We start from the raw sequence: 21,892 nt of genomic DNA, 5'->3' as shown, positions 1-21,892 counted from the left end.
ATGTCCGCTGTGAGGCAAACGATGAACGCGAAGAACCACCGGGTGCGATCCCGAGAGACCGTGCTGCTTGCTGCGGCAGGAGTTTGCTGTGTGTTGCTGGTGGTGTCCGGCATCGAGCCGTATGACCGCGCCACCTGGCTGATGGAGGTTGCGCCAGTGCTGATCGCACTGCCGACGCTGTTCCTGACCCACCGGCGGCATCCGCTCACCGATTTGCTGTACGGGCTGATCTTCGTGCATGCGGTGATCCTGATCGTCGGCGGGGCCTACACTTATGCGCGGGTTCCGTTCGGCTTCTGGCTGCAGGACGTGCTGGCGACCGGTCGCAACCCTTACGACAAGATCGGACATTTTGCACAGGGTCTGGTGCCGGCGCTGCTGGCGCGGGAGATCCTGCTGCAGGGGGGACGTGTCAGCGGCAGGCGGCTGGCCGGCTTCCTGTCGGTTTGCGTTGCGATGGCGGTCAGCGCCTGGTACGAACTGGTGGAATGGGGCGCAGCCCTGCTCATGGGCCAGGGGGCGGACGAGTTTCTCGGCACCCAAGGCGATCCGTGGGATACGCAGTCGGACATGTTCATGGCGTTTCTGGGCGCGCTGGTGAGCGTGCTGTTACTGGCGCGCTGGCATGATCGCCAGCTTGTGCGCAAGCGTGTCACAGCTGAAGGGCCCGCCCCTGATATCAGCATGAGTTGCGGATGAACTTTCTCGCGCATCTGCAGCTTGCTCAGGTCAGCCGCACCTCGCCTGCAGGCAATCTGCTGGGCGATTTCGTGAAAGGGCCGCTGCCGGCAGATCTTGCGCCGGCGCTCGCGATCGGCATTCGCCTGCACCGGCGGGTCGACGCATTTACCGATGCGCATCATGAACACCGCGCTGCCGTGCGCTGTTTCGAGCCCCCCTGGCGACGCTTTGGCGGGGTGCTGGTGGACATGCTTTACGACCACTGGCTCACGCTCCACTGGGACGGATTCAATGCGCAGTCCCTCGATGCCTTTCTGCGCGAGAATTACGCTGTTCTGCTGGCGAGCGAGCTGCGCCATCCGGCCTTGCTGCCCGACGGGCTACCCTTGCCCTTGCGCCGCATGGCGGAGCAGGACTGGCTGTCGACCTATCGCAGCGTGCATGGCCTGCGCCGCGCGCTCGACGGCATCGGCAGTCGCCTGCGCCGGCCGCTCGAACTTGGTGCCAGCCTTGACACCCTGAGTGATGCGCGCTGGGCGGAGATGGAGGCGGGCTTTCTGCGCTTCTATCCGGAGCTTGTCGCGTTCGCGCGCGAGGAGGCCGTGAGCATTGCTGCGCTGACTGAGGGTGTGAATCGGGTTTGAGTGGATGCGAGGTTTCTGTAGAAATATTGATGTGCTAGAATTTCTGCAGAAAGGAGGTGCCCTATGGCAGTCATTTCCCCCGGGCTCGCAGTCCGGCCTGAAGCCGCATCGGTGCTGAGCAAGGCGGTTGCGCGTGCCGCGGAGCAGCTCAATGTTTCGCGCGCGCTGCTGGCACGGGTGCTCGGCGTCAGCCCGGCAACGGTGACGCGACTCTACAGCGGCGACTATGTGCTCGATCAGGGGCGCAAGGAGTGGGAGTTTGCGCTGCTGTTCGTGCGCGCTTTCCGTGCGCTCGACTCCATTGTCGGCAACGAATCCAGTGCGCGCGCATGGCTCAATAGCGAGAACCGCGCACTCAACGGCCGTCCGGTCGATCTCATTCGCAGTACGGAGGGGCTGGTCCGTGTCGTCCAGTACCTGGACGCCTCCCGCGGTCTCGTCTGAGGCGCGCGCCTGGCGCGGCGCAGCCTGGCGCATCGTGGAGGCGCAGCACGTCGCGTCCACGATGAAAATCGTCGACAGCCGGGACGAGCAGGACGTGCTCGAGAGTCTGCTCGAGGACAGCAAGCCGGCGTTGCCCGACGCTGCAGGGCGGCTGGACTATCTGCTGGCTGCGCCGTTTCGTTATCCGACGCGGCGCGGTGGTTCGCGTTTTCGCGCGGCAACCGATCCGGGCGTGTTCTACGGTGCCGGAACCGTCCGTACGGCCTGTGCCGAACTCGGTTACTGGCGCTGGCGTTTTCTGATGGATGCGGTCGATCTCGAGCGCATGGAGCCGGTCGCCCACACGGCCTTTCGCGCTGCCATCGCCACCTCTGCAGTCGATCTGCGTGCGGCGCCGTTCAGTCGCGATGCGGCGCTGTGGCAGCACCCCACCGATTACGCTGCAACCCAGGCGTTGTCGCGGCAGGTGCGCGACGCAGGCGTTGGCGCGATTCTCTACAAGTCGGTTCGCGATCCACGTCCGTCGTGGTGTGTCGCCTTGCTGGAGCCGGAGGGCTTTGCGCGCGCTGTGCCGTATCCGGGCACGCAGACGTGGTGGCTGATGGTGTATCCGGATGCCGTGGTGTGGCGGCGCGACCGGGAGTCGTTCACCTTTTCCAGCGAGCGCTGGCTGCAGATGCAGGGAAACGGGGCATGACAGGCGCTGCAATACGTAATATTTGCACGAATATTAACGAAGCACGACATGCTAGAATTGCCAGCTTGACTCAACCTGGAATATCGAACCCGTAAATGAATGGTCTTCATCTGATTGCCGATCTGTATCGGTGCGCTGACGCCGGCAAACTCATGTGCGAGTGCGCCGATCTCGAGTCCCTGTGCGTCGCGGAATGTCGCGAGGCGGGGCTCACGCCGCTTGGCGCATATTTCTACCAGTTTCGCGATGAGAATACCGGAGAGGCCGCAGGTGTGACCGGTACCGTCGTGCTGGCCGAATCGCATCTGGCAATCCATACCTGGCCCGAGAGCGGCGATGTCACCCTCGACGTGTATGTGTGCAATTACTCGCGCGACAACAGCGACCGTGCGCGTCGCGTGTTCGAGCGTGTAATCGCCGCAATGGGCCCCGAGGACCGTGTCGAGCACCAGGTGGTGCGCGGTCGCCTGCCTGCCGAGGTCTGATCGATGAGCGGTGCGAAACTGCCCGAAGCCGAAGGCCTGATCTTCGAGCAGCTTAACGACGATTCCGGATATTTCTACCGCGGCGGGCAGCTGATCGAGCAAGGCCATTCCGAGTTCCAGTCGTACGAAGTCTGGGATTCACCCCAGTTCGGCCGCCTGTTCCGCCTCGATGGCTGCTTCATGACCTCGGAGCGGGATGAATTCTACTACCACGAGAACATCATCCATGTGCCGGCAATCACCCATCCGGCGCCACGCAGCGCGCTGATCATCGGCGGTGGCGACGGCGGTTCGGCTGACGAACTGTTCAAGCACCCGACCATGGAACGCGTGGTGCTGGCCGAACTCGACGAGAAGGTCATCGATATTGCCCGCCACCATCTGCAATCGGTGCATAACGGCGCCCTCGACGATCCCCGCCTCGAGATCCGCATTGGCGACGGGCTGCGCTACGTGATGGAGGATGGCCCCGCTGCAGGCGATACCTACGATCTCATCGTGCTCGACCTGACCGATCCGGTCGGCCCGGCCGAAGCGCTGTACGCCGAGGATTTCCTGCGCGGCTGCGCGGCCATGCTGACCCCCGGCGGTGCGCTCAGCCTGCACATCGGTGCGCCGGTATTTCAGCCCGAGCGCGTGCGCGATCTGGTTGCTCGCTTGCGCCACGTGTTTGCCGTGGTCAGGCCGTACTTTCTCTACATTCCGCTGTACGGCAGCCTGTGGGGCCTTGCCACCGCATCGGCAACGCTCGACCCGCTTGCGCTGGACGCTGACGAGGTCGATCGGCGCATCGCCGAACGCGGTATCGGGCAACTGCAGCACTACAACGGCGAGGTGCACCGCGCCCAGTTCGCGCTGCCCAATCACTTGCGCAAGCTGCTGGGCGGGTGACGCCTTAATCGCTTCCTTAAGAGCGCTGGGCGAGCTGGGCGACATGCTCCCCGATTGCCATCGACGCGGTCAGCCCGGGTGATTCGATTCCGAACAACTGGATGAGCCCCGGAATGCCGTGCTGCGCCGGGCCGTCGAAGCGAAAATCGGCGTCGGGCTCTCCCGGGCCGACAATCTTGGGACGTACGCCAGCGTAGCCCGGGTCGAGGCGCCCATCTTCCAGTGCAGGCCACCATTTGCGGATCGCCGTGTAGAAGCGCTCGACACGTGCCGGGTCGACGCCGTAGTCGGGTGCGTCGATCCATTCCACATCGGGGCCGAACTTTGCCTGTCCGCCAAGATCGAGGGTGAGGTGCACGCCCAGCCCGCCCGCTTCCGGAATCGGATAGATGAGGCGGGAGAAGGGCGCGCGACCACGGTAGGTGAAGTACACGCCGCGGGCGAAGTGCGCCTGCGGAAGCGAGGCGGCCGGCACGCCCTCGATACGGTGCGCGATGTCGATGGCGTCGAGCCCTGCGGCATTGATCACGCACCGGGCGCGCAGTTCGGTTTCGGTGTCGCTGTCATCGATGATCTGCAGCACGATGCCGTCGCCGTCTACCCGCCCGCTGCGCACCGGGCTTGCAAGTGCGAGCATGGCGCCGCGATGCTCGGCATCCCCCAGCAGTGCAAGCATCAGCCCGTGGCTGTCGACGATCCCGGTTGAGGGTGACAGCAGCGCAGCGTGAGCGTCGAGTTCGGGCTCCATGTTCCGGATTTCGCTGCTGTCGAGCCAGCGCAGATCGTGCACGCCATTCGTTTGCGCGCGCGCATGGATGTTCTTCAGGGCGTCGGCCTGTTGCGGCTGAGGTGCGACCAGCAGCTTGCCGCAGCGCTGGTGGCCGATGCCGCGCTCGGCGCAATAGCGGTAGAGCATGTCGCGACCACTTACGCACAGGCCCGCCTTGAGCGAACCGGGGGTGTAATACAGGCCGGCATGGATCACCTCGCTGTTGCGAGCGCTGATGCCGCTGCCAAAGGTGGTCTCACGCTCGAGGATGATCACCTCGCGTCCCGCCTGCGCCAGCGCGCGGGCGCAGGCCAAGCCCACCACGCCTGCGCCGATGACCACACAGTCGATTGTCTCCATGTTTCAAGCCTCCGGTATGGCTGTTGTTCCGCCATGCGTGGCGGGTTTTGTTGAACGCGGCGAATTTCTACCAGATCGTTCGGCCGCCAGGTAGCGGGTGGACGAGACACGGTATCGCAGTGCGCGCCTGGTTTGTCTGAAAGTCCGGACGGTTTTTGCGGCTGAATTCCGGAAGTTCGGAATCTGCGCGCGGATGGGTGCGAGCGAGAAGCGAGAAGGTAATTAAAAACAGTCTGTTACGAGAATCGGCTGGTCGGTGCTTTCTGGCACGACGATTGCGATGTATTGAGAGCTCAAGATTTATGGGCGAATTCAAAAAGTCTATTGAAGGAGACGATCGATGAAGAGCATTGTGCGCAACTGCCTGATGGGCGCGCTGATTACGGTAGCCACCCAGGCTGCCTCCGCGGCAACCTTTGTCAATGTGCTGACCGGCGGTACCAGTGGCGTGTATTACCCGCTGGGCGTGACGCTGTCGCAGATTTATGGCGAAAAGATTCCTGACGCCAAGGTTCAGGTGCAATCGACCAAGGCTTCGGCCGAGAACCTCAACCTGCTGCAGAGCGGGCGCGGCGAGATCGGCTTTGCACTGGCGGACTCGGTGTCCGACGCGTGGAAGGGCGATGCCGATGCTGGCTTCAGCAAGCCGCTCGACCGCCTGCGTGCAGTCGCTTCGGTGTACCCGAACTACATCCAGATCGTCGCGCTCAGCGATGCGAACATCAAGACCCTTGCCGACCTCAAGGGCAAGCGCATCTCGGTCGGTGCGCCGCGCTCGGGCACCGAGATCAATGCCCGCGCCATCCTCAAGGCGGCCGGTCTGAGCTACAGCGATTTTTCCAAGGTTGAGTACCTGCCCTTCGGTGAATCGGTCGAGTTGATGAAGAACCGCCAGATCGACGTCACCCTGCAATCGTCCGGCCTCGGCGTGGCTGCGCTGCGCGACCTGTCGACGGCGGTGAAGGTTAACTTCGTGGCGATCCCGGCCGACGTCGTGGCCAAGGTCGGCGATGCTGCCTACGGTGCGGCAATCATCCCCGCCAGCACCTACGATGGCCAGACGGTCGATGTTCCGACTGCAGCGATCAACAACCTGCTGGTGACGCACGAGAAGGTGTCCACGGAAGTGGCCTACGAGATGACCCGTGGCATCTTCGAGAACCTCGAGCGCCTCGGCACGTCGCATGCCGCTGCGCGCCAGATCAAGCTTGAGAACGCTGTAAAGGGGCTGCCGATTCCCCTGCACCCGGGTGCAGAGAAGTACTACCGCGAAAAGGGCCTGATCAAGTAAGCCTGCGCAGTCCGTTTGTGTCCCGCGCTACGCCACGACCTTTCCTGGCGCGGCGCGGGATGCATGCACCCGTTTGCCCCGTCGCACAGCGACATTCAGTCCGGAGTTTCCATGACTCAAACTGCCTCTTCGCCGGCCGCTGAAGCCGGCCATGGGATGCTGCGCGTTGTCTTCTACACCGCCATCCTGTTTTCGGTCTTCCAGATCATTACCGCAGCCTTCAGCCCGGTCTCGAGCTCGGTGGTGCGATCCATGCACGTCGGCTTTCTGTTGCTGCTTACCTTCCTGATTTATCCCTTGCGTGGCGGCAGTGCAGCGGGCACGAGCATCCTGACGAAGCTGGTCGGTTTCAGTGCGCTGGCCCTTGGCGCCTACCACTGGGTGTTCGAGGCTGAGCTGGTCCAGCGCGCAGGCGAGCTCACGAACGCCGACATGTTCGTCGGTGTTGTCACCCTGGTGCTGGTGTTCGAAGCGGCGCGGCGCATCATGGGCTTCGCCCTGCCGCTGATCTGCCTCGGCTTTCTGTCCTACGCACTGTTCGGCGAGTACCTCCCGGGTGTGTTCGCACATCGTGGCTACGGTCTCGATCAGGTCGTTGGCCAGCTGGCCTTCGGGACCGAGGGCATCTTCGGAACCCCGACCTATGTGTCGTCGAGCTATATCTTCCTGTTCATCCTGTTCGGCGCCTTCCTCGAGCAGGCAGGCATGATTCACCTGTTCAACGACTTTGCCCTCGGCACCGTCGGCCACACCAAGGGCGGTCCGGCCAAGGTGTCTGTGGTGTCGTCCGGTCTGATGGGCACGATCAACGGCTCGGGCGTGGCCAACGTGGTGACCACCGGCCAGTTCACCATCCCGCTGATGAAGAAGTTCGGCTATCGCGCCGACTTTGCCGGTGCGGTCGAAGCCACCAGTTCGATGGGCGGTCAGCTAATGCCGCCAGTGATGGGCGCCGTGGCCTTCATCATGGCCGAGACCATCAACGTGCCTTACATCGAGATCTGCAAGGCAGCCTCGATTCCTGCCGTGCTCTACTTCTTCACCGTGTTCTGGATGGTGCATCTGGAAGCGGGCCGTGCCGGCCTGAAAGGTCTGGCCAAGGAAGACTGTCCCGATCCCTGGGTGGCGATTCGCAAGCGCTGGTACCTGCTGGCGCCGCTGATTTCCCTCGTTTATCTGCTGTTCGCCGGCTTTACGCCGCTGTTCTCGGGCATGGTCGGATTGGCCCTCACCGTGGTGCTGATCTTCGGTGCTTCGTATTCCGGTCGCCTCAATGGCCTGTCCCTGCGGCTGGTGTTCTGGATCGCCCTCGGCCTGGCCTGCTCGGCTTTCGCCTCTGTCGGCATCGTTGCAGTCATGGGCGTGATCGCGGTGCTCGCCGTTCTGCTGGCAGGTTACAAGGATGGACGCACCACGCTGAAGGTGGCGGTGCAGTCGCTTGCCGATGGCGCCATGCATGCGCTGCCGGTGGGTGTGGCGTGCGCGCTGGTGGGTGTGATCATCGGCTCGCTGACGCTGACCGGTGCGGCGACCGCCTTTGCCGGGTATATCATTCAGCTTGGTGCGCACAGCCTGCTGCTGTCGCTGGTGCTGACGATGCTGACCTGCCTGGTGCTGGGCATGGGGATTCCGACCATTCCCAACTACATCATCACCAGCTCGATTGCGGCGCCGGCCCTGCTGGAGCTTGGTGTGCCGCTGGTGGTGTCGCACATGTTCGTGTTCTATTTCGGCATTCTTGCCGACCTGACGCCGCCGGTGGCGCTGGCTGCATTTGCGGCTGCGCCGATTGCCAAGGAGTCGGGGCTCAAGATCGGTGTGCGGGCTGTGCAGATTGCGGTGGCCGGTTTCGTCGTGCCCTATATGGCCGTGTTCGCGCCTGAGCTGATGCTGCAGGGTGACAAGGGCTTCGATGCCACAATCTATGTATTCTTCAAGGCTTTGCTGGCCGTGACCCTGTGGGGAGTTGCTGTGGTGGGTTTCTTCCGTACGCCGATGAACCTGATCGAGCGCGTGCTCGCCTTCGTGGCGGCATCGCTGCTGGTGGTCGCCTTGCCGATCACCGATGAGCTGGGCTTCGCGCTGGCCTCGGTGGTATTCGGCTGGCACCTGTGGCGGGCGCGCAGGCTCTCGCCGCTGACGGCCTGATGGGTGTCTGCCTCGCAACGGCGGTGGCCGCGGTAACACTCGCGGCCAACAGCTTCACCCTCGGGTGGACGCACTCGATCGAGAAGATCCTGTGGGAAGAGGACTGGCGCGTAGAGAATGCCGCGCTGGTACTCGATGCGGTACGGGTGCGCGGTTACGGCGCCGGCATGGAGCCGGCGCCCGAGGCGGTGCTGCATGATGGCGTGTGGGAATGGCACCCCCGCACCACCCACGAAGTACTGCGCCTGACCCGCTCCGGCTTTACCGCTGATTACCAGTGGTGTGTGCAAGGCGCTGCCTGTGTGCCGATGTCCGAGGTGCTGCCGTCCGATGGGGGCGTGACCGAGCTGCGTGCCTGCGACTCGGGGACGGCCGGCAGGCCTTGATAGATGTCCGCTAGCATTTCATTGTCGTGGTCACCCCGGGTTCGGATCGGGATGTTGATCCTCGCCGTTCTTCCCCTGTTGTGGCTCGGGTATCAGTGGCGGCTGCAGTCGGGTCTCGATGAGCTGGAAAGCAGTGCTGGTCAGCGCCTGGCCTTGCTCTCTGCCAGTCTCGATGCGGAACTGCAGCGATACGAAAGCCTGCCCGTCGTGCTGGCTCAGCACCCGGGCCTGCGCGAACTCCTGGCCCATGCGGATGATCCGCGTCGGGTTGATCTCGCCAACCGCCTGCTGGAGCAGGTGAACGAGCGCACTGGGGCCGCCATGCTGTATCTGATCGCCCCCTCCGGGCGTACGCTTGCGGCCAGCAACTGGCAGCGACCGGACAGCTTTGTTGGCGAGAACTACGCTTTCCGCCCCTATTTTAAGGACGCGCTGCGTGGCAACTCCGGCGCCTTCTTCGCCGTGGGGGCGACCACGCGCATTCCCGGCTTCTTCATTGCGCACCCGGTGCTCGATGGCAGCAAGGTCGTCGGCGTGCTCGCGGTCAAGGTGGAGCTCAACCTGCTCGAGCGCACCTGGGCCGAAAGCGGCGAGTCCACCATGGTCGTGGACCGGCACGGGGTCGTGGCGCTGTCGTCGCACAATGAATGGAAGTTTGCCACGCTGACGCCCTTGTCCGCCGAGTCGCGCAAGGCGCTGGCTGATACGCGTCAGTACTTCACCGAGCGCCTCGTGCCTCTGGCGCTGGTGTGGCGGGACGCAAATCGGCTGACCCTCGATCGTAAGACCTATGTCGTGCGTCAGCAGGACTTGGGCTGGGTGGATTGGCGCATGATGATCATGCTCGATACGGCGCCGGCGGCAGAGGCGGCGCGGGTGGAAACGCTGGCGGCGGCCCTGGCACTTTGCGTGCTCGGCGTGGCGGGCATGTACTGGGCGCAGCGCGCGCGACGCATTCGCGAGCGCCTTGCAGCACAGGCCGTGCTGGAGCGCACAGTGGCCGAGCGCACGGCGGATCTTGCTGCGACCAATGTGCAACTGCTGCGTGAAGTTGGGGAGCGAAGCGCAGCGGAAAAGAAGCTGCGCGGCGCGCAGCGTGCCCTGATCGACGCCAACCGACTGGCAGCCCTCGGGCAGATGGCGGCCGGCGTGGCGCATGAGCTGAATCAGCCCCTTGCTGCAATGCGTGCGTTCGCGGGCAACGGACTGACCTTTCTGGAACGTGGCAGGTATGAACCGCTGGGCGACAACCTGAAGCAGATGATCGGTCTGGTGGAGCGCATGGCACGGCTCACGGCCCAGCTCAAGGTCTTTGCCTCCCGCCAGCAGTCGGTGCGTGGCTCCGCGCCTGCCGCACAGACCGTGCGGACCGTGGTTGGATGGCTGGCCCACCGGATCGACACGGCAGGCGTGGATCTGAAAACCTATGCAGAAGACGTCGCGTTGCCGCTGCAGCCCCAGGCGCTCGAGCAGGTGCTGCTGAACCTGATCGGCAATGCGCTGGATGCGCTCGACGGCCGTTCCGGCGCCGAGGTCGAGGTCTGGGTGGGGAGACGTGGTGGCGCGCTGGTGCTCGAAGTCGCGGACAATGGCCCTGGTATCGACCCTGCCTTGAGAGAGAAGATCACCCAGCCATTCTTCTCCACCAAGCCGCTTGGCCAGGGGCTGGGTCTGGGCCTGGCAATCGTCAGCGATCTGGTGGTCGCTGCGGGCGGACAGATCACCTTCGACCAGCGCCAGGCGGGTGGTGCAGTCGTCCGTGCGAGCTGGCCGACAGGGGCAGATGTGGATGACAAAGGCGGGGATCAGGAGTTGAAAGCATGAGTAGCGGGGAATTTAAGGTGCTGTACGTCGAGGACGACGATGCGGTGCGGGCAGCCGGATGTCAGACCTTTGCACTGGCCGACATCGAGGTCGAGGATCACGCCCGTGCAGAGTCGGTCGTCGCGCGCGTGGGTACCGCAACCCCGGCCGTCCTGGTGACCGATGTGCGCCTGCCGGGCATGGATGGCATGGCCCTGTTGCAGCGGGTCGTGGCCATCGATCCCGATCTGCCGGTGATCCTGGTGACCGGGCACGGCGACGTGTCAATGGCGGTCGAGGCGATGCGCGCCGGCGCCTATGACTTCATCGAAAAGCCGTTTTCGCCTGAACAGTTGCTGGACGTTGTTCGCCGTGCAATGGAGAAGCGCCGCCTGGTGCTGGAGAATCGCGCCTTGCGTCGCCAGCTTGCGCAGACGACCGGCACCGACGGTCTGCTCGGAAACGGTCAGGCGATGAGCCGCGTACGCGAACTCGTCGCCGAACTGGCCGATACCGATGTCGATGTGCTGGTGCATGGTGAAACCGGTACGGGCAAGGAGCGTGTTGCGCGCGGCCTGCACGAGTCGGGCGGGCGCCGGCAGGGCAATTTCGTTGCGATCAACTGTGCGGCACTGCCCGAAACCGTGTTCGAGAGCGAAATGTTCGGGGTGGAGCCAGGCGCCTTTACCGGCGCCACGCGCAGCCGCGCTGGAAAGATCGAGCATGCCAATGGCGGCACCCTGTTTCTCGATGAAATCGAGGGTATGCCGCTGGCATTGCAGGCGAAGCTCCTGCGGGTGTTGCAGGAGCGGGTGGTCGAGCGACTCGGCTCCAACCGGCTCGTACCGGTTGATTGCCGTATCGTGGCCGCCACGAAGGTCGATCTGGCCGAGGAAAGCAAAGCCGGACGCTTTCGGGCCGATCTGTACTATCGCCTGAACGTCGTTCCGCTCAACCTGCCGCCCCTGCGCGAGCGGCGCGAGGACATTCCCCTGCTGTTCAACGCATTCTGCCTCCAGGCGGCCGAACGCTACCGCCGCCCGCAGCCACAAGTCTTGCCTGCCGTCGTCGATTGGCTGATGAGCCGTGACTGGCCGGGCAATGTGCGAGAGCTGCAGCATGTGGCAGAACGCTATGTGCTAGGCGTCTGGCGTCCCGAGTCCGGCTCCGCGCCGTCAGGCGGAACCCTGCCGCAGCGGGTTGCGGCATTTGAACTGCGCCTGATCGAAAGTGCGCTTGAACAGGCGCTCGGAGACGTCGCGAGCGCCGCCGAAGCGCTCGGTGTGCCGCGTAAAACGCTTTATGACAAGCTGGCAAAGCTTGGGGTGGATACGGCCAGGTTTCGTGGAACGGCACCTGAGGCGGGACTCACCCAAGGACGATAGCCAGATTGTCTTTTCTGCCCATTGGGTTCAGGTGTGATGCTTTTCGTGTATTTGCTCCCAATGCGGCGTCGCGTTTTTGCGACAGGTGCTGATAGCTAATTTCGGCATGCCAGGTCCGGCCAGAAATAGGCCATTGGGCAGCGACTGCTCTAGGAAAGTGCGACTATCACGGCCACTCTCTACGATTGAGTACGGAAAGCGGGTCCGGGGTCACGCGTTCGTGCTCGTCGCGAGCCGATCGTATGGAATTGACGCTCACGTAAGCCACATGGATACTGCGTTCGCAAATGGAGTGTGTCACGTCTGACATACGTCAATAAGAACATGTGGAAACGTATCAATGACCTGCGCTTTAGTATCTGGCGAAATTTTCGTGCCGAATTCGGGTAGAGCGGAAACTAAATACTTAGTAGTAGATGCTCCTGCTGCGCACTGGCCCCTCAGACCTCTGGCAGTGAGCCTGCTCCCGGTTCTGCTTGGTGCCTCGGCAGTTGATGCCCTTGCAATGGCAGATGACGATCTGTTTTTTGCTGAACTGCCGATCGTCGCCTCGGTGAGTCGCCTGCCACAACGCCTGACAGATGCATCCGCTTCGGTTACGGTGATTGATCGGGAAATGATCAAGGCGATCGGCGCACGCGACCTCAACGACGTCTTTCGCATCGTCCCGGGCTTTCTGACTTATCCGAGCAATACCGATGCGGCCCGGGTCACTTACCATGGTCTGACCAACGAGGAGTTTTCTCCACGGGTGCAGGTGTTGATCGATGGCCGCTCTCAGTATTCGCCCTTGTTCCAGAGCGGTGTGAACTGGGCGAGCCTGCCGGTTGCGCTCGAGGATGTGGAACGCATCGAGGTTGTGCGCGGTACCAACGCGGTCTCCTACGGTTCGAATGCCTTCCTTGGTGTGATCAACATCATCACTGTGGATCCTGCGCTGGTGCGCGGTGTCTCGGTCAGCACCAATCAGGGCAATCAGGGCGTAAGCGATACCACTCTGCGTGTTGGCGGACAGTTAGGGGAAACAGGCGATTTTCGCTTCACCTATCAGGAGAAGAACGACTCGGGTCTCACCGATCAGTTCGACTGGAAAGATTCGTTCCATTCCCGCCTCGCCAACCTGAATACCGGTTTCTGGCTCAGCAACCGAGACCAGTTGCAGTTGAGCATCGGGCATGTTGAGGCAACGACGATTCAGGGACGTTTGCAGACCGCAACTGACGCAAACGGTCAGAAGTATCTTTCCGGCGGGGAAGATCCAGCCAACCCCTTTCGGGACTTTGATCAGTCCAATACCTTCCTGCAGGCACTGTGGCAACGCGCCTTGGGAGAGGGGGCGGACTTTCAGCTTCGGTACTCCTATGCAGAAGACCGGGGTTCCGAGGCTCACACAGTGCGTTGGCGCGGGCTCAAATGGAACAACAATAGAGACCTGGTTTACGAGGTCAACGTTTTCGGGGGGCGTGGTACCAGGCACGAAGTTGAGGCACAGCATACGTTTTCCCCGCTTGATTCGACCCGGTTCGTCTGGGGCGGTGGGTATCGTTTCGATAGCGTGGACTCGACAGAACTTCTCTACGGGCGCGATACCGTCTATCGGAGGGTAGGGCGCGTATTCGGTAACCTGGAGTGGAAGCCTGCCGAATGGCTCACAGGCAACGTCGGTGCGGCAACTGAATATGACTCCCTCGCCGGGCGCAATTTCTCGCCTCGGGTGAGCCTCAACTTTCACCTCAATGACGAGAATACGGTGCGTTTTGGCGCCTCGCGCGCCTTCCGTACCGGAGGTACGTTCGACTATGTAGGTCATCGTGTGGTGTCGCCATCCTCGACTGCAGGCGGCACGCCTGTTCCTGCCGGACAAGTCTACGCGCAAGCGTTCTATGGCGACCCCGACATGGAGCAGGAGGAGATCAATACGATCGAGTTCGGCTATCTTGGCGAGTGGAAGCACGTCCGCAGCAGCCTTGATATTCGGCTGTTTCGGGAGCGAATTCCGAACCGCATGTTGACGGTTAGCAGGGCTCTGCCTTCATCGATTTGCAACGTGCTGGCTTATCCGGGCACGTGCACAGCAGCTTCTGCAGACTATATGACTGCAATCCAGAAGGTGAAGATCGAAGGGCTGGAATTTCAATGGCGCTGGCAGCCTTTCGATTCTACTCGGCTGATGCTTGGTCAAGCTTGGACAGAGATTTCATCTGCCTTTTTGGACGGTGTTCCATACGACCGCAAGAATGACCTCCAGACCAGACGCTCGGCTCCAAGCAGTTCGACGTCATTTCTCCTGATGCAGAAACTGCCCGGCGGTCTTGACTTCTCGCTGGTCGGCTATTGGGTAGGGGATATGCAGTGGTCGCGTAACAGCGCGGTCGACTTCTATCGGCGATTCGATGCGCGTCTTGGCTATCCCTTCAATATGGGCGGACAGCGTGGTGAGATTGCCTACACCGCACAGTCGATCAATGGTGACCACGGTGAGTTCAAGTCGAGCGGCGAGCCTTCGGATCGTGTGGTCGAGTTGCGCCATTGGGTGACATTTAGGATTGAACTCTGAGTTTCCTGGAGTTCAGATTGAGCGGCGCTCGTGAAACGGATGCAGCGCCATCAGGCAGGGGCTTGCCGCAGCAGGGTTCGGGTTGCACTTGATCGGTGCCCGCTTCAGCAGGTGTTTGGCGACGTCACCGTTGCTATTGAGGTGCTTGGCGTCCCGCGCAGAGCCCCTCAAGAGAAGCGGGCAAAGCTTGGGGTGGATACGGTCCGGTTTCGCGGATCAGCATCAGAGCCAGGGCTCGAAAAATCAGATTGCCGGTCGAGTCAAGGGGGAAAGTATTACCTTATGTGTATTTCTTTCCTGCTCTGCGTCGTATTTTTGCGACAGTTCCCAGCTCGCATTTTTGAGCGCGACAGCGCGGAACAGAAAGCGACCGGTCTTCAGGGGCTGCTCAAGGCTACTGGGGCTCCTGCTGAAGGTCCGTACGCTCAGGTACGGTTTTTTAGCTCGAATGCATGGTTTTTTACCCATTCTGAGACGATTGTGTGCGATTGACGCTCTCGCTGGCCGCATGGATACTACGTTCAGGAGCGGAGTGTGTCAGAACTGATATGCTCTGAAAGAACATGTGGAAAAATGTACTCATGACCTGCGTCGCAAAAAAAACTGGATATTCCGTCGCACGTCCGGATAGATCTGAGGGTAATTCTTTAGTGATAGATGCGGGTGGTCTGCGCCTGTCGCGGCGTGGGCTGGTGGCGAGTCTGTTTCCGTTCCTGCTTGGTGCTCCGGCGGGCGATGCTTCTGCATTTGCAGAGGACAACCTGTTTTTTGCGGACTTGCCGATCGTGGCGTCGGTGAGTCGCCTGCCACAGCGCCTGGCCGACGCATCGGCTTCAGTTACCGTGATTGACCGCGAAATGATCAAGGCGATCGGCGCGCGTGACCTAAATGACGTTTTTCGTATCGTTCCGGGCTTTCTGACCTATCCGAACAATACCGATGCGGCACGTGTCACCTACCACGGCCTGACCAACGAGGATTTCTCTCCCCGAGTGCAGGTTTTGATCGATGGTCGCTCCCAGTATTCGCCCCTGTTCCAGAACGGCGTGAACTGGGCGACGCTGCCGGTTGCACTCGAAGATGTGGAGCGTATCGAGGTGGTGCGTGGCACCAACGCGGTGTCCTACGGTTCGAATGCCTTTCTTGGCGTGATCAACATCATTACCGTGGACCCGGCGCTGGTGCGCGGTGTGTCGGTCAGCACCAATCAGGGTAATCAGGGCGTCAGCGACACCACGCTGAGGGCTGGCGGGCATCTGGGCGAGAGCGGTGATTTTCGCTTCACGTATCAGGAAAAGAACGACACGGGTTTCACCGACCAGTTTGACTGGCAGGACTCGTTCAATTCGCGCCTCGTCAACCTGAACGCCGGGTTCTGGCTCAGCAACAGCGATCAGCTGCAGTTGAGCTTTGGCCATATCGAGGCAACCACGATGCTGGGCCGGCTGGACACGGCAAGAGTGAATGGTGTGAAGGTGATTTCCGGTGGCGATGACCCCGGTAATCCGCTCCGTGACTTCGATCAGTCCAACACCTACATTCAGGCAATGTGGCGTCGCACCCTGGGTGAGGGTTCGGATTTTCAGCTGCGCTATTCGTATTCAGAAGACCATGGTTCCGAATCTCATGTCGAGCGCAATGACGATTTGACCTGGAATGGGGACGACGACCTTCTCTACAAGGTTGATGCCTACGGTGATGTCGGAAGCCGGCACGAAGTCGAGGCTCAACACACTTTTTCCCCGTTCGACACAACCCGTCTGGTATGGGGGGCGGGCTACCGGCTCGATAGCCTGAAGTCTGATGATTTTCTGTATGGGCGGGGTACGGTCTTTCGGCGTGTTGGCCGGCTGTTCGGCAACCTTGAGTGGAAACCTGCGGAATGGTTTACAGGGAACCTTGGCGCGGCGAGTGAGTATGATTCGCTTGCTGGGCATAACTTCTCGCCCCGCATGAGCCTTAACTTTCACCTGAATCCCGAGAACACGGTGCGCTTGGGCGCATCCCGCGCCTATCGGACCGGCAGTACTGTCGATTACGTCGGCAACCGCGTGCTGACGCCGTACTCGACGGCCAGTGGCACGCTCATTCCTGCAGGACAGGTCTACAAGCAGGAGTTTCTCGGCGATCCGGACATGGAGCAGGAGCAGATCAACACGATCGAGATCGGCTACCTCGGTGACTGGAAGTCCTTGCGCAGCAGCCTCGACATCCGCGTGTTCAGGGAGCGCATTCCAAACCGGATGCTCACCATGAACCGGCTATTACCGGGGGCGGTATGCGACGTTCAGGTTTATCCAGGGCCGTGTACCGCGACCGATGCCGACTTCACGACGGCCATCCAGCGGGTGAAGATCGAGGGCGTTGAATTCCAGTGGCGCTGGCAGCCCTTCGATGCCACCCGGCTGATGCTGGGGCAGGCCTGGACCGAGGTTTCTTCCGTTTTCCTGGATTCGGTCATGCCGGGTTCCGGTGTGACGACGCTGGAGAAGACCTCGAATCAGGAAAAGATCGACCTCCAGACCCGACGCTCGACGCCGAGCAGCGCGACGTCTTTTTTGCTGATGCAGAAGCTTCCGGGCGGACTGGATTTCTCGCTGGCCGGTTACTGGGTGGGCGAAATGAGATGGACGCGAAACAGCTCGGTCGACTTCTACCGTCGCTTCGACGCACGTCTGGGCTATCCCTTCAATATCGGCGGTCAGCGCGGCGAAATTGCCTACACCGCGCAGTCGATCAATGGCGACCATGGCGAATTCAAGGCCAGTGGCGAGCCTTCCGACCGTGTCGTCGAGTTGCGTCATTGGGTAAGCCTGAGAATCGACCTCTGAGTGCTCTGCAGTGGCCCGTTCAGCCCCCGGGCCGCAGCGCTTTAGGTGTGTCGATCAGTCCGAGCAGGGGCTGGACGATGGTCTCGACACGCTTGCCAACGTCGACAACGTTCGCTTGAGGGGCGGCGTTTGTGCGGTTTGGCGAGTCGCCGGCCGCACGGGTCCAGAGGCCTAGCAGGCTGCGCTCAAGAATCTCGCGGTCGGTGCTTTCGTCGATGAGGAAGAGAACCCGGTCCAGCGGCACGATGTCGATGAGTTGCTGAAGTTCGTACAGGCAGCCCTGGTTTGCCGCTGAGAAACTCCTCAGATCCATCAGCACTGCGTCGGCCGATGCGGCCAGGCGACGCATTGCCAGTTGCCACGTGTTCGCATGGCAAAAGAACTCGTTAACGCGGTAGCGCCCGTCGGGATCCGGACCCCGTGCGCGGGATTGGAGCCTGTGCTCGAGATCGTCGGCGTCACGCACGAACTGGCGCGATAAGCGGCCACCCACGAAATCAAGAAATTCATGTGGTTCGACTGTGGTTGTGGCGAGATCCGGGCCCGCGATCATGCTGATGTCACCGGCCCGCAACCAGCGTTTGGCCAGCACGTCGAACAATTGTCCGCTACGCGCACCCAGCGCAAAAACACGCAGCAGCAACAGCGAAGGTGGGCGCGGCGGAGCACGATGCAGGCCGGTGGCGCGAAAGCCCAATGTACTCACCACCTTGTAGCCGACAAAGGCGACGAGCCCGGTCAGAACCCACGCCCAGCCTTCGAAGGCGAGAGTGATCGACTGCACCATCCCGAACAGCAGCCACATTGCGTCGAGGGTGAGGGCCTGATCACTGCTGCGCCGGGCGAGATGGCGATGGCCTAGCCATTTGAGGCAGAACCCGCCTCCCACCGCAGCCAACAGTGCGCCAAGCAACATCGTGGCAAAGAAGGTGGCCTGCCCGCTGAGCCCGACTGCGGCGCCGGTCATCACTGCTGCGCGCATGCCGGCTTCGCTGCTGCCGACCACCGTCAGCGCGATCTGCGACCCCGTGACGACTACGACCATGAAGGTCAGCACCAGCGGACCGACCGCGCGCACCCTGCGATGCAGAAATGCGAGCAGCAGTGCGGTGGCGGGGGCGTTCGTCAGCATCCAGAAGGTGGCGATCTGGCCGACGCTCAGCGCATCGTTGCGCAGCAGGCCATAGAGCGCAACGGCGAAAAGCATCACGAGGTAGGAGCAGGCAACGACCAGGCGCTGTTTCAGGTTGACGGCGACCAGCAGACCGATCGCGAGCGCTGTTGGCCATGCGTAGCAGGACAGCAGCCACAGAAACCGGGCCAGCACGAAGCCATCGGCGTGCATCTGGATCATCCACGCGCCACCGAGGACCAGGGCATACATGAATCCGGCCGCACAGTAGATCAGCGATGCCATGATGAGCGAACGCCTGATGGTGGCGCGGGTACGTGGCGCTGGAAGGGTGCCCGTATCGACCATGCACAGCCTGAGCGCGACCTTGGGGGGCGGTGCAGGTGCGCCGACACCGATTGCTTGCGCGTGCATGTCTGTGCTGGAGCGTGCCATCGAGCGCAAGACGGCGCGGCGATACAGCGCCAGCAGGGCAATCGATACCGGTGCGGTCAGCGCCGCGCTTGCCAGCAGCAGGAACGGCAGCATGCCGGTGGTGATCAATGTTGCCTGCGAATTGGCATACATGTGCTGGCTCCGGGTACAAGCGTGGCCGACTCGAATGGAGGCGCGTAAGCCGGGCACGAGCCGGTCGTGCGCCGTCTCGAATCAGTATAGATGCGGGTTTGCGATGCGCAGACTTGCAGCCGAAGCGATTGCGCTGACCTATAGTGAAATCGTCATTCATGCAGGGGAGACAACGATGGCAGTGCTCAGGCGGGGAATGAAAGGCGCCGCGGTGAAGCGCCTGCAGCGCCAACTCAAGTCGAGAGGCTTCGACCCGGGCTTGCTCGATGGTGAGTTCGGCGGCGGGACTGAGGCGGCATTGATGGCATTCCAGTTGAGCGACGGCCTGCTGGCCGACGGTATTGCCGGCCCGCGAACCCTTGCGGCGCTCGATCTGGCAAAACGGGCCGACGCGTGGCCGGATGTGCTGCCCGCAGTGACGGTGCAGGCAGTTTCAGAGATGTTTCCATCGACGCCGATTCGCAATATCCGCGAGAACCTGCCGCCCGTGAGTACGGCACTGGCCGAGAGTGGTCTGACCGACAAACCGATGGTGTTGATGGCACTGGCTACGATTCGTGCCGAGACCGAGAGTTTCAAGCCGGTGCCGGAGGGGCTTTCACGCTTCAATACCTCGCCGCGTGGACATCCCTTCGACCTCTACGACGCGCGTCGGGATCTCGGAAACCAGGGCGCACCTGACGGCGAGCGCTTTCGTGGCCGGGGTTACATCCAGCTCACCGGTCGCTTCAACTATGCGCGCTATGGAGAGCTGCTCGGGATGGGGGATGAGCTGGTGCGAAAGCCCGAGCTTGCTTCCGATCCCTTGATTGCCGGGCGTTTGCTGGCGGCCTTTCTGAAGGACAAGGAGGCCCGGATCAAGCGCGCGCTGATCGAGGGCGATCTGCGTCACGCCCGCCGGCTGGTCAATGGCGGGAGTCACGGTCTCGACCGCTTCACGGATGCCTTTCATCGCGGCGAGCGGTCGATTTCGGACCTGGCCTGATCGTGTTTCCCGCCCTGCAGCCGGCGTGGCGGGGTTCCGGATCTGCCGGGACGTGATGGCTTCGTGCATATGTCGATATGCCTATAGTGCGAATAGTCGTCGGGGATATGCGTAATGAATTCACCTTCAAGGTGCGTCAGTGCAATGTCTGCACCAATGCCGGTGGATTGAAAAGTGCTATTAAACAGTGGTTTGCGCGTGCGGAGTGTGCGGCGCCCCATTTGGGCGCGAAGAAATCCGGTTTTCCGGCGTTTGCAGGCTGAAATCGGCGTGATTTGACGGCATGGGGCTTGCTGAGTGCTTTGGATGCGTCGGGTGAGCGGATTTCATCGAGCCACAAAGCCTGGTGAGTGTGCGCTCCCGACCGAGCCATTACCAATGACGCACAGGAGTCCTCATCATGTCGCAAGACAACCCTGCTGTTCGGCTGCCCGCCCTGTTATACGGGCTGGAGGATCGGCCCGGAACCGCCGCCAGTCTGCTTGCAGCGCTGCAGCACCTTCTTGCAAGCATCGTCGGCATCGTCACCCCAACGCTCATTATTGGCGGCGCACTCGGTCTTGGTCAGTACATCCCCTACCTGATCAGCATGTCGCTGTTCGTCTCCGGGGTTTCCACCTGGATTCAGTCCCAGCGTGTCGGGCCGATCGGCTCCGGTCTGCTCAGTCTTCAGGGAACGAGTTTCGCGTTTCTCGGCTCAATCCTCGCAGCCGGCCTGGTGGCAAAGGGGCGGGGTGATACGCCGGAGCAGATCCTGGCCTTGCTGTTTGGTCTCTGCCTCGCCGGCAGTCTGATCGAGATCGTTCTGAGCCAGTTCATCGACAAGCTCGGCAGGATCATCACGCCGACGGTGACGGGCATCGTGATCACCATCATCGGACTGAGTCTGGTCAAGGTCGGTGTGACGGACATGGCAGGCGGCTTCGGTGCCGAGGACTTCGGTTCTGCCTCCAACATGGCGCTGGCGCTGACGGTGATCACCATCATCATCTGGCTGAGTTTTGCGCGCAACAGCATGATCCGGCTCAGCGCAATCCTGATTGGCCTCGCGGTGGGCTTCGTGATCGCGGCGTTCGCCGGGATGGTCGACTTCTCCAGGCTGGGCAGTCAGCCGTTTTTCGCGATTCCGGAACCGTTCAAGTTTGGCCTCGCATTCGACTGGGCGCTGTTCATCCCGATTGCGTTTCTGTACCTGATCACGGCGATCGAAACCACCGGCGATCTAACTGCAAACTCGGTGATTTCCGGTGAGCCGGTGAAAGGCCCCGTCTACATGAAGCGGATCAAGGGCGGCATCCTCGGCGATGGCCTCAACTCTGCCCTCGCAGCCATGTTCAATACATTCCCCAACACCACCTTCAGTCAGAACAACGGTGTGATCCAGCTCACCGGCGTGGCAAGCCGCCATGTGGGCAAGTACATCTCTGGCCTGCTGGTATTGCTCGGCCTGTTTCCGATCTTCGGCGCGGTGTTCGTGCTGCTGCCCAAGCCGGTGCTGGGCGGTGCAACGCTGGTGCTGTTCGGCTCGATTGCGGTGGCAGGTATCCGCATCCTGTCGACGCAGACGATCGACCGCAAGGCGATCTACGTGATGGCCCTGTCCTTCGGATTCGGGCTTGGCGTCAGCATGGTGCCGAATGCGCTGAGCGGCTTGCCGGATGCAGTACAGAAAGTGATCGGATCGCCGATCACGATCAGTGGCATTACCGCCATCTTGCTTACGCTGATTCTGCCGGATGAGCCGCCGGCGGCGGCACATGACGAAAAGGTCGTCGCCAAGCCGGCGGTGGCAACGAACTGAGCCCGAGCCGCCCAGGCCGGCGCCGGGCTCGCCTG

17 protein-coding genes are annotated in these 21,892 nt (G+C 61.9%); 15 read left to right on the top strand and 2 right to left on the bottom strand.

Features of this window, described 5'->3' with window-relative positions; all coding sequences use genetic code 11:
• Positions 1–21: 21 nt before the first annotated feature.
• The 6 genes from CEW87_RS19745 to speE all read left to right on the top strand — a co-directional run bounded on the left by CEW87_RS19745 (position 22) and on the right by speE (position 3,842).
• Positions 22–699, top strand: a complete 678-nt coding sequence (locus CEW87_RS19745) for a DUF2238 domain-containing protein (protein WP_108975754.1) — start codon at positions 22–24, stop codon at positions 697–699.
• Positions 696–1,325 carry an ACP phosphodiesterase gene (locus CEW87_RS19740; protein ID WP_108975752.1) on the top strand — a complete coding sequence of 210 codons (630 nt, stop codon included), beginning with the start codon at positions 696–698 and terminating at the stop codon, positions 1,323–1,325. The genes CEW87_RS19745 and CEW87_RS19740 overlap by 4 nt, the downstream gene beginning before the upstream one ends.
• A 63-nt stretch (positions 1,326–1,388) precedes the next feature.
• Positions 1,389–1,769 carry an antitoxin Xre/MbcA/ParS toxin-binding domain-containing protein gene (locus CEW87_RS19735; protein WP_108948731.1) on the top strand — a complete coding sequence of 127 codons (381 nt, stop codon included), beginning with the start codon at positions 1,389–1,391 and terminating at the stop codon, positions 1,767–1,769.
• Positions 1,729–2,466, top strand: coding sequence for an RES family NAD+ phosphorylase (locus CEW87_RS19730; RefSeq protein ID WP_234421593.1), 738 nt, complete (start codon positions 1,729–1,731; stop codon positions 2,464–2,466). Before CEW87_RS19735 ends, CEW87_RS19730 begins: the two co-directional genes overlap by 41 nt.
• A 95-nt stretch (positions 2,467–2,561) precedes the next feature.
• Positions 2,562–2,951: an S-adenosylmethionine decarboxylase family protein gene (locus CEW87_RS22620; protein WP_199917068.1), complete on the top strand. Its 390-nt coding sequence runs from the start codon at positions 2,562–2,564 to the stop codon at positions 2,949–2,951.
• A 3-nt stretch (positions 2,952–2,954) separates the two neighbouring features.
• Positions 2,955–3,842 carry a polyamine aminopropyltransferase gene (speE, locus tag CEW87_RS19725; protein WP_199917067.1) on the top strand — a complete coding sequence of 296 codons (888 nt, stop codon included), beginning with the start codon at positions 2,955–2,957 and terminating at the stop codon, positions 3,840–3,842.
• Between the two features lie 16 nt (positions 3,843–3,858).
• On the opposite strand, the gene CEW87_RS19720 is transcribed toward speE, so the two are convergent.
• Positions 3,859–4,971 carry an NAD(P)/FAD-dependent oxidoreductase gene (locus CEW87_RS19720; RefSeq protein ID WP_108975750.1) on the bottom strand — a complete coding sequence of 371 codons (1,113 nt, stop codon included), beginning with the start codon at positions 4,969–4,971 and terminating at the stop codon, positions 3,859–3,861.
• A gap of 340 nt (positions 4,972–5,311) precedes the next feature.
• Here CEW87_RS19720 and CEW87_RS19715 point away from each other — a divergent pair, with 340 nt between their 5' ends.
• The 7 genes from CEW87_RS19715 (at position 5,312) to CEW87_RS19685 (ending at position 17,372) form a co-directional block, all read left to right on the top strand.
• Entirely contained in the window at positions 5,312–6,262 is a 951-nt protein-coding gene (locus tag CEW87_RS19715) for a TAXI family TRAP transporter solute-binding subunit (RefSeq protein WP_108975748.1), read from the top strand.
• Positions 6,263–6,373: 111 nt separating this feature from the next.
• Entirely contained in the window at positions 6,374–8,410 is a 2,037-nt protein-coding gene (locus CEW87_RS19710; protein WP_108975746.1) for a TRAP transporter permease, read from the top strand.
• Positions 8,410–8,796: a DUF1850 domain-containing protein gene (locus CEW87_RS19705; protein WP_108977397.1), complete on the top strand. Its 387-nt coding sequence runs from the start codon at positions 8,410–8,412 to the stop codon at positions 8,794–8,796. The genes CEW87_RS19710 and CEW87_RS19705 overlap by 1 nt, the downstream gene beginning before the upstream one ends.
• A 51-nt stretch (positions 8,797–8,847) precedes the next feature.
• Positions 8,848–10,620: a sensor histidine kinase gene (locus CEW87_RS19700; RefSeq protein ID WP_159098218.1), complete on the top strand. Its 1,773-nt coding sequence runs from the start codon at positions 8,848–8,850 to the stop codon at positions 10,618–10,620.
• Positions 10,617–11,984 carry a sigma-54-dependent transcriptional regulator gene (locus CEW87_RS19695; RefSeq protein WP_108975742.1) on the top strand — a complete coding sequence of 456 codons (1,368 nt, stop codon included), beginning with the start codon at positions 10,617–10,619 and terminating at the stop codon, positions 11,982–11,984. The genes CEW87_RS19700 and CEW87_RS19695 overlap by 4 nt, the downstream gene beginning before the upstream one ends.
• A 454-nt stretch (positions 11,985–12,438) precedes the next feature.
• Entirely contained in the window at positions 12,439–14,541 is a 2,103-nt protein-coding gene (locus CEW87_RS19690) for a TonB-dependent receptor plug domain-containing protein (RefSeq protein ID WP_234421592.1), read from the top strand.
• 581 nt (positions 14,542–15,122) lie between these two features.
• On the top strand, positions 15,123–17,372 hold the full coding sequence (locus CEW87_RS19685) for a TonB-dependent receptor plug domain-containing protein (RefSeq protein WP_234421591.1): 2,250 nt from the start codon (positions 15,123–15,125) through the stop codon (positions 17,370–17,372).
• 19 nt (positions 17,373–17,391) lie between these two features.
• Here the strand turns inward: CEW87_RS19685 and CEW87_RS19680 are convergent, their stop codons facing one another.
• The gene (locus CEW87_RS19680; RefSeq protein WP_108975736.1) at positions 17,392–19,071 is read right to left on the bottom strand and encodes a hypothetical protein; all 1,680 of its coding nucleotides are present in this window, start codon (positions 19,069–19,071) and stop codon (positions 17,392–17,394) included.
• A 103-nt stretch (positions 19,072–19,174) separates the two neighbouring features.
• Here CEW87_RS19680 and CEW87_RS19675 point away from each other — a divergent pair, with 103 nt between their 5' ends.
• Together CEW87_RS19675 and CEW87_RS19670 are read left to right on the top strand one after the other, a co-directional pair.
• A complete protein-coding gene (locus CEW87_RS19675) occupies positions 19,175–20,056 on the top strand; it encodes a peptidoglycan-binding protein (protein WP_234421590.1) in 882 nt (293 codons plus the stop codon).
• Positions 20,057–20,456: 400 nt separating this feature from the next.
• Positions 20,457–21,857 (top strand): nucleobase:cation symporter-2 family protein, encoded by a 1,401-nt coding sequence (locus CEW87_RS19670; protein WP_108975734.1) that lies wholly within the window; start codon positions 20,457–20,459, stop codon positions 21,855–21,857.
• Positions 21,858–21,892 lie beyond the last annotated feature (35 nt).

It is taken from the genome of Parazoarcus communis (assembly GCF_003111665.1).
Classification (GTDB): domain Bacteria; phylum Pseudomonadota; class Gammaproteobacteria; order Burkholderiales; family Rhodocyclaceae; genus Parazoarcus; species Parazoarcus communis_B.
Note: the sequence above shows the minus strand (reverse complement) of the source record. Positions and strands in the feature narration are given on the sequence as shown.